We start from the raw sequence: 8,703 nt of genomic DNA on the forward strand, positions 1-8,703 counted from the left end.
CGATGGTCAGGATCTTCTCCGGCGTCGCCGCCGCCACCTCCTCGATCGCCATGCCGCCCTCGGTCGAGGCGATGATCGTCACCCGGCCGCTCTTGCGGTCGACCAACAGCGACAGGTACAGCTCGCGGGCGATGTCGCAGCCTTCCTCGACATAGACCCGGCCGACCTCCTTGCCCGCCGGCCCGGTCTGCACCGTCACCAGCGTCCGGCCCAGCATCGCCCCAGCATTCGCCGCGACGTCCTCGACCGACTTCACCACCCGGACCCCGCCCTTGCCCTGCGGATCCTCCTGGAAGTGGCCCTTGCCCCGGCCGCCGGCATGGATCTGCGCCTTGACGACGAACACACCGCCGCCGAGACCCTCCGCCACACGCACCGCCTCCTCCGGCGTGTACGCCACCCCGCCGCGCGGCACCGGCACGCCGTAGCGCCCCAGCAGCCCCTTCGCCTGATACTCGTGGATGTTCATGCCCTGCCCTTCCTGAGGTGCCGGTTCGAGGGTGGTTTCCACGATCGGCGTCCCTCCCCCTCACCCTCCCGTCGCTGCGCGCCGGGCCCCCTCCCTCTCCCCGAGGAGAGGGAAACGTCACCTCTCGCCCGGGAGAGGCCGAAATCGCCCTGGCGATTTCGGGTGAGGGGGAGCGGTGCCGATGCCCGGAACCGCCCCTTCCCTGCGCCTATGCCTGATTCACAGCAGCCCGGCGGCGCGGGCCCAGCGGTACTTGGCCCCCAGCACCGCGACCGGCATCTCGGTCGAGTATGGGTAGGCAACGATGCCGTGGTCGTAGAGATACTGCGCCGCCTCCTCGACCTGCACGTCGCCGGCCAGCGAGGCCACGATCGGCTTGTTGATGCCCTTGGCCCGCATCTCGTCCACCACCTCGGTGATCACCTTCGCGAACACCATCGGCGGTGTGATGATGGTGTGCCAGTAGCCGAGGATCAGCGCGTGGATGCGGTCGTCCTCCAGCCCTAACTTCACCGTGTTGCGGTAGGTGGTCGGCGGCTCGCCCCCGGTGATGTCGACCGGATTGCCGGCCGCGCCGAAGGGCGGGATGAACTTGCGGAAGGCGGCGTCGAGGTCCGGCGGCATCGCCATCAGCGACAGGCCGTTGTCGACGCAGGCATCCGACAGCAGCACGCCCGAGCCGCCGGCGCCGGTGATGATGACCACGTTCTCGCCCTTCGGCGCCGGCAGCACCGGGATGCCGCGGGCGAACTGCAGCAGGTCCTGCAGGCTCTTGGCCCGGATCACGCCGGACTGGCGCAGCACATCGTCATAGACCTTGTCATTGCCGGCCAGCGCCCCGGTGTGCGAGCTGGCGGCACGGGCGCCGAGCGAGGTGCGCCCGGCCTTCAGCACCACCACCGGCTTCTTCTTCGACACCTCCTTCGCCACCTCGGCGAAGGCGCGGCCGTCCTTCAGGTCCTCGCAATGCATGGCGATCACCTGCGTGGCATCGTCCTGCTCGAAGAAGGTCAGGAGGTCGTCCTCGTCGATGTCCGACTTGTTGCCCAGGCCGACGATGGCCGAGACGCCCATCTTGGTCGACCGGCTGAAGCCGATGATCGCCATGCCGATGCCGCCCGACTGGGACGACAGGGCAGCGCGGCCCTGGACGTCGAAGGGCGTGCAGAAGGTCGCGCACAGGTTCTTCGGCGTGTAGTAGAAGCCGTAGATGTTCGGGCCCATCAGGCGGATGTCGTATTTCCGGCCGATGGCGATGATCTCCTCCTGGCCCTCATGGTTGCCGGTCTCGGCGAAGCCGGAGGGGATCAGGACCGCGCCCGGGATCTTCTTCTCGCCGACCTCGGTCAGCGCCTGGGCCACGAACTTGGCCGGGATCGCAAACACCGCGACGTCGATGTCGCCCGGCACGTCCTTGACGCTGGGATAGGCCTTGAGCCCCAGGATCTCCGTGGCCTTCGGGTGGATCGGATAGATCTTCCCCTTGTAGCCGCCGTTGATCAGGTTCTTCATCACCGAGTTGCCGATCTTGCCGTCCTCGGCCGAGGCGCCGATCACGGCGACCGCATCGGGCCGCATGATCCGGTTCATCTTGGCGAGGATGGCGTCCTTCGCCGGCCGCGGCCGGGCCGGCCTGGCCTCGAAGTCGACGACCACGCGGACATCGGCGGCGATGGCGCCATCGGTGCGGGCGAAGACCGGGTTGAGGTCGAGCTCGACGATCTCCGGCACAGCGTCGACCAGGCGCGAGACCCGGACGATCAGGTCGGCCAGCGCCTGGCGGTCGACCGGCGGCGCGCCGCGCACGCCCTTCAGCACCGCGGCGGCCTGGATGCCGTCCAGCATCGACAGCGCCTCGTCATGGTCAACCGGCGCCAGGCGGAAGGTGATGTCCTTCAGCACCTCGACCAGCACGCCGCCGAGGCCGAAGGCGACCAGCTTGCCGAAGCTGGGGTCGGTGACCGCGCCGACGATCACCTCCTGCCCGCCGACCAGCATCTGCTGGACCTGGACGCCGACGATCTCGGCCTTCGGGTCGTAGCGGCCGGCGCTCTCGACGATGCGCTTGAAGCCGGCGCGGACCTCCTCGGCGGACTTGACGCCGACCAGCACGCCGCCGGCCTCGGTCTTGTGCAGGATCTGCGGCGAGACGATCTTCAGCACCACCGGGAAGCCGATCGCCTCGGCCTGGGCCGCCGCCTCGTCGGCCGTGGTCGCCAGCGCTTCCTTCGGGATCGGGATCTGCCAAGCCTCGCACAGCTCGCGGGCCTCGGGGGCGGTCAGGCTGGTGCGCCCGTCCCGCTTCACCGCGTCAAGGATGCGGCGGGCGGTCGTCCGGGCGTCGTCCAGGACGTCGACATGGCCATTCATGGCGGTCCTCGCTCAGCAAAGGATGTGGGGGAGGACCGGACCCACCTGAGGCTATCCGGTCGTTTGTCGGGGTGAGGTCAGATCGCGCCGGCGGTGCGCATCGCGGCGATGGCGTCGGCGTCGTAGCCGATCGAGGCCAGGATCTCATCCGTGTGCTCGCCGAGCAGCGGCGAGCGCTCGACCGGCACGTCGTTGTCGGAGAGCCGGATCGGCGAGGCGACCTGGACGTAGTTGCCGCGCTCCGGGTGCGGCACCTCGACCAGCATGCCGCGCTCGTACATCGAGCGGTCCTCGATCAGGTCCTTCATGCTGAGGATCGGGCCGCAGGGCACGTCGATGTCGTTCAGCGCCTGCATCACCTCGATCTTGCTGCGCCGGCTGGTCCAGCCCTCGATGATGCCGAAGCATTCGTCGAGATGGGACAGACGCGCCTCCGGCGTGGCGAAGGCCGGGTCCTCGATCAGCTCCTCGCGGCCGATCAGCCGCATCAGCGGCGCCCAGCCCTGCGGCTGGATGATGACATAGGCGTAGTCGTTCTCGCCGCCCGGGGCGCAGCGCAGCGCTTGGCCCGGCTGGCCGCCGCCCGAGGCGTTTCCGGAGCGCGGCACGGCGTCGCCGAACTCCTTGTTCGGGTATTCCCGCAGCGGGCCGGCGGCCAGGCGCTGCTGGTCGCGCATCTTGACCCGGACCAGGTTCAGCACGCAGTCCTGCATCGCCACCTCGACCCGCTGGCCCTTGCCGGTCTGGGTCCGCTGCAGCAGCGCCGCGAGCACGCCGGCGACCAGGTGCATGCCGGTGCCGCTGTCGCCGATCTGGGCGCCGGTCGAGGTTGGCGGACCGTCCTGCCAGCCGGTGGTGCTCATCGACCCGCCCATGGCCTGGGCCACGGTCTCATAGGCCTTGCAATCGGCATAGGGGCCGGGGCCGAAGCCCTTGACCGAAGCGTAGATCACCCGCGGGTTGATCTTCTGGATCCGGTCCCACGGGAAGCCCTGGCGGTCGAGCACGCCGGGGCCGAAATTCTCGATCAGCACGTCCGACTGCTCGAGCAGCTTGACGAAGGCCTCCTGCCCCTGCGGCGACTTCATGTTGATAGTGATGCTGCGCTTGTTGCTGTTCAGCATGGTGAAGTAGAGGCTGTCGACATTCGACTTGTCGCGCAGCTGCGAGCGGGTGATGTCGCCGCGGCCCGGCATCTCCACCTTGATCACATCCGCCCCGAACCACGCCAGGATCTGCGTTGCCGAGGGTCCCGACTGGACATGGGTCATGTCGAGAACGCGCACCCCATCCAGGGCCTTGCCCATGGTCTCTCTCCCTATCTGTGCCGGTGCAGGACGGGCGCGGGCGGCGGTGGATTCAGCCCGCGCCCGCGGCCGCGTTACTTGTACATGGTCTGGTTCATGGTCCCCGGGGCGTAGGCGTCGGGGTCGATCCAGACATTGATCAGCGACGGTTTGCCGGATTCCCGCGCCCGCTCCAGCGCCGGGCGGATCTGGCTGGCCTCGTACACCTCCTCGCCGTAGCCGCCGAGCATCTGGGCGAATTTGGAGTAGTGCACGTCGCCCAGCTTGTTGCCGACATTGCCCTTCTCCGGCCCGTATTTCTGGATCTGGCCGTAGCGGATCTGGTTCATATGCGAGTTGTTGCCGACCACGCCGATGAAGGGCAGGTCGAACCGCACCATGGTCTCGAAGTCCCAGCCGGTCAGGCTGAAGGTGCCGTCGCCGAAGAGGCAGAGCACCTCCTTCTCCGGCTGCGCGATCTTCGACGCCATGGCGAAGGGCACGCCGACGCCGAGGGTGCCGAGCGGGCCGGGATCCATCCAGTGGCCCGGCGCCCGCGGCTTGACCACGCCACCCGAGAAGGTGACCACGTCGCCGCCGTCGCCGATATAGACGGTGTTCTCGGTCAGGAACTCGTTCAGCTCGTAGGCCAGGCGCAGCGGATGGATCGGCGAGGCGTCGGACTTCAGCTTCGGCAGCCGCGACGCCTCCATCTTCGCCTCCTCGGCCCGCAGCTCCTCGAGCCAGGGCTCGCGGGCCTTGGCGCCGTTGTCGACCCGGCCGGAGACGGCCTGGGTGACGGCGGCGAAGATGGCGCCGCAGTCGCCGACGAGGCCGAGCGAGATGTCCCGGTTCTTGCCGACGGTGCGGTAGTCGAGGTCGATCTGCACCACCGTGGCGTTGCGGCCCAGGCGCTTGCCGTAGCCCATGCGGAAGTCGAAAGGCGTGCCGACGATCAGGATCACGTCGGCGTTGTCGAAGGCATAGCGCCTTGTCTGCTGGAAGTGGTGCGGATCTCCCGGCGGCAGCGTGCCGCGGCCGGCGCCGTTCATGAAGGCCGGGATGTTGAGGGTACGGACGAAATTGATCGCGTCATCGGCCGCCCGGCAGGTCCAGACCTGCTGGCCCAGCAGCACGCAGGGCTTCTTCGCATGGACCAGGATGTCGGCCAGCTTCTCGACGTCGCGCGGGTCGCCGATGCTCTTGGTCGACCAGCGGTAATGGCCGGCTTCAGGCAGCCTGGCCTTCTTCAGCGGCACATGGCCGTCGAGGATGTCGCGGCCGATCTCGAGATAGACCGGGCCGGGCGCGCCAGCGAAGGCCTCGCGGAAGGCCATCGAGCACATGTCGGCGACACGCTCGGTGGTCACCACGTTCGCCGCGAACTTGGTGATCGACTTCATCATGTCGACATGCGGCAGGTCCTGCAGCGACCCCATCTTGTGCTGGTCGAGCGCGCCCTGGCCGCCGATCAGCAGGAACGGGCTCTCGGCGCGGAAGGCGTTGGCGACGCCGGTGATGGCGTCGGTCGTGCCCGGGCCGGCGGTAACCACGGCGCAGCCGGGCTTGCCGGTGACGCGGGCATAGCCGTCGGCGGCATGGGCCGCGACCTGCTCGTGCCGCACGTCGATGATACGGATGCCTTCGTCCAGGCAGCCGTCATAGATGTCGATGATGTGGCCGCCGCAGAGGGTGAAGATGGTGTCGATGCCCTCGGCCTTGAGCGCCTTGGCCACGAGGTGACCGCCGGAGATGACCTCCTCCGTCGCGGCCGCTTCCTTCACTGCAGTATCGGGCATGATCGCTTCCTCCTTCACCTCTTGCTCGGGATGCACGGCATCGCGTGGCGCCGGGCGGTCATTCGAAGCCGGTCCCGTGCCGCTCGACCGACCGCGACAGGTCGAGGGCATGATTTCGGACCAGCGTCTCGGCGAGATCCCCGTCGCGCCGCGCCAGCGCCTGGACGATGGCGGCGTGGTCCGCCACCGACCTCTCGGCCCGTTCCGGCCGGCCGATCAGGGACCAGCGGATGGCGCGGATGTGCAGGAACAGGGTCTCGGTCATCTCGGTGATCAGGGCGCAGCCGCCGAGGCGGATCAGCGCCTGATGGAAGTCGATGTTGGCGGCGGCGAAGCGCTCCGAGGACTCGGCTTCCGCCGCTTGGCCGGCGATCATGGCGCGCAGCCCCTCGATCTCGGCCTGGGTGGCGCGCTCCGCCGCCAGGCGGGCGGCCATGCCCTCCAGCGCGGCCCAGACCACGATCAGCTCGCGGATCTCGTCCCGGGTCTTGCGCACCACGAAGACGCCGCGCCGCGGCATCGACCGCACCAGCCCTTCCTGCTCCAAGAGCGCGATGGCCTCGCGCACCGGGGTCCGGCTGATGCCCAGCGCCTCGCAGAGCTGCCGCTCGTCGATCCGGATCGGGCGGCTGTGGCCGTAGATGTTCATGCGCACGATCGCGTCGCGCAGGGCCTGGTAGGCCTTGGCCTTGTAGCTGGCCTTGGCAGCCAGCGGCGCGACATCGAGCGTCACCCCATCCACCAGCATCGGCGTCCCTGCCCCAGATCGTGCGACCGGCCGCGAAGGCTTTTTGGTCGACTGAATTCAGAATTTTGTATACCAGAAGAATCGGTCCGGCAAGCCGGGAAAGCGGATGTCTTCGTTTTTTTACTCGACCCGCGGACAGTTTATGCTGCGATGCAAAAAAGAGGACCGTGCCACGGTGTGACACGGCCCAGTCGGGAGGAAACGGTTTGCGATAGGTGGTGCTTCTCGTTCTTCTCACGCCGCAAGGGATTTCGCCACGTCTTCGCTGATCTTCTTTGCGTCGCCGAAGAGCATGAGGGTGTTGTCGCGGAAGAACAGCTCGTTCTCGACGCCGGCATAGCCGGAGGCCATGGAGCGCTTGACGAACAGCACCGTCTTGGCGTTCTCCACATCGAGGATCGGCATGCCGTAGATCGGGCTCGCCGGGTCCGTTTTCGCCGCCGGGTTGGTCACGTCGTTCGCCCCGATCACGAAGGCCACGTCGGCCTGGGCGAAGTCGCGGTTGATCTCCTCCAGCTCGAACACCTCGTCATAGGGCACGTTGGCCTCGGCCAGCAGCACGTTCATGTGCCCCGGCATGCGGCCCGCCACCGGGTGGATGGCGTAGCGCACCTCCACCCCCTCCTTCTTCAGCAGGTCCGACATCTCCCGAAGAGCATGCTGCGCCTGCGCCACCGCCATGCCGTAGCCCGGCACGATGATCACCGAGCGCGCGTTCTTCATCACGAAGGCCGCGTCCTCCGCCGACCCCTGCTTCACCGCCCGGTCGCCCGCGGCGCCGCCCCCTGCGGCGGCGTTGGCCTCGCCGCCGAAGCCGCCCAGGATCACGTTGACGATCGACCGGTTCATCCCCTTGCACATGATGTAGCTGAGGATCGCGCCCGACGACCCGACCAGCGCCCCGGTCACGATCAGGAGGTTGTTCTGCAGGGTGAAGCCGATGCCGGCCGCGGCCCAGCCGGAGTAGCTGTTCAGCATCGACACCACCACCGGCATGTCCGCCCCGCCGATCGGCAGGATCAGCAGGAACCCCAAGGCCAGGGCGATGAGGATCAGCAGCAGGAACGCCGCCCCCGACTGCCCGGCGCACATCCAGATGATCAGCAGCACGATCAGGAGCCCGAGCCCCGCGTTCAGCGGGTGCTGGAACGGGAACACCAAGGGCTTGCCCGAGACCAGCCCCTGCAGCTTGGCGAAGGCCACGAGGGACCCGGTGAAGGTGATCGCCCCGATCGCCGCCCCCAGCGCCATCTCGATCAGGCTGCCGACATGGATCGCCCCGGGCGTGCCGATGGCATAGGCCTCGGGGTCGAGGAACGCCGCCGCCGCCACGCACACCGCCGCCAGCCCGACCAGGCTGTGGAACGCCGCCACCAGCTGCGGCAAGGCCGTCATCTGGATCCGCTGCGCCACCACCCAGCCGATGCCGCCGCCGAGCGCGATCGCCGGCACGATCAGCCAGTAGTTCCGCACCTGCGGCAGCAGGATCAAGGTCGTCGCCACCGCGATCGCCATGCCGGCGATCCCGTACCAGTTCCCCTGCCGGCTCGTCTCCGGGCTCGACAGCCCCCGCAGCGCCATGATGAAGCACACCGCCGCCACCAGATACGCCAGCACCGCCAGGCTCGTCATCGCGTCCCCCGCCTTCTCTGATTGTCGCCTGTACGGGCCGTCTCAGCCCTTCTTCCGGTACATCGCCAGCATCCGCCGGGTGACCAGGAAGCCACCGAAGATGTTCACCGAGGCCAGCAGCACCGCCAGCGCCCCGAGCAGGCTCGACGCCCCGACCACCGCCGGACCCGCCGCGATCAGCGCCCCGACCACGATCACCGAGGAGATCGCGTTGGTCACGCTCATCAAGGGCGAGTGCAAGGCCGGGGTCACCCGCCACACCACGTAGTAGCCGACGAAGCAGGCCAGCACGAACACCGTCAGCCCGGTCAGGAAGAAGCCGTGCTCCCCCGCCGGCACCGTCGCCGCCTGCGCCTGCGCCGCCAGCGCCTGGGCCTGGTCGGCCAGCCCCCGCGCCGC

General features: G+C 68.5%; 7 protein-coding genes. All 7 read right to left on the reverse strand.

Features of this window, described 5'->3' with window-relative positions; genetic code table 11:
• Positions 1-469 (reverse strand): ATP-grasp domain-containing protein (locus G537_RS0129445; protein ID WP_026873110.1); only part of this gene is annotated, 469 nt, incomplete at its 3' end.
• Between the two features lie 219 nt (positions 470-688).
• Positions 689-2,839: an acetate--CoA ligase family protein gene (locus G537_RS0129450; protein ID WP_051249295.1), complete on the reverse strand. Its 2,151-nt coding sequence runs from the start codon at positions 2,837-2,839 to the stop codon at positions 689-691.
• 77 nt (positions 2,840-2,916) lie between these two features.
• Positions 2,917-4,146 (reverse strand): formyl-CoA transferase, encoded by a 1,230-nt coding sequence (gene frc / locus G537_RS0129455; RefSeq protein ID WP_026873112.1) that lies wholly within the window; start codon positions 4,144-4,146, stop codon positions 2,917-2,919.
• A 74-nt stretch (positions 4,147-4,220) separates the two neighbouring features.
• Positions 4,221-5,924 carry a thiamine pyrophosphate-binding protein gene (locus G537_RS0129460; RefSeq protein ID WP_026873113.1) on the reverse strand — a complete coding sequence of 568 codons (1,704 nt, stop codon included), beginning with the start codon at positions 5,922-5,924 and terminating at the stop codon, positions 4,221-4,223.
• A 58-nt stretch (positions 5,925-5,982) separates the two neighbouring features.
• Positions 5,983-6,672, reverse strand: a complete 690-nt coding sequence (locus G537_RS0129465; protein WP_026873114.1) for a GntR family transcriptional regulator — start codon at positions 6,670-6,672, stop codon at positions 5,983-5,985.
• 234 nt (positions 6,673-6,906) lie between these two features.
• Positions 6,907-8,304 carry an NAD(P)(+) transhydrogenase (Re/Si-specific) subunit beta gene (locus G537_RS0129470; protein ID WP_026873115.1) on the reverse strand — a complete coding sequence of 466 codons (1,398 nt, stop codon included), beginning with the start codon at positions 8,302-8,304 and terminating at the stop codon, positions 6,907-6,909.
• Between the two features lie 42 nt (positions 8,305-8,346).
• A complete protein-coding gene (locus G537_RS0129475; RefSeq protein WP_064742241.1) occupies positions 8,347-8,691 on the reverse strand; it encodes a proton-translocating transhydrogenase family protein in 345 nt (114 codons plus the stop codon).
• Positions 8,692-8,703 lie beyond the last annotated feature (12 nt).

It is taken from the genome of Inquilinus limosus DSM 16000 (genome assembly GCF_000423185.1).
In the GTDB taxonomy this organism is placed as follows: domain Bacteria; phylum Pseudomonadota; class Alphaproteobacteria; order DSM-16000; family Inquilinaceae; genus Inquilinus; species Inquilinus limosus.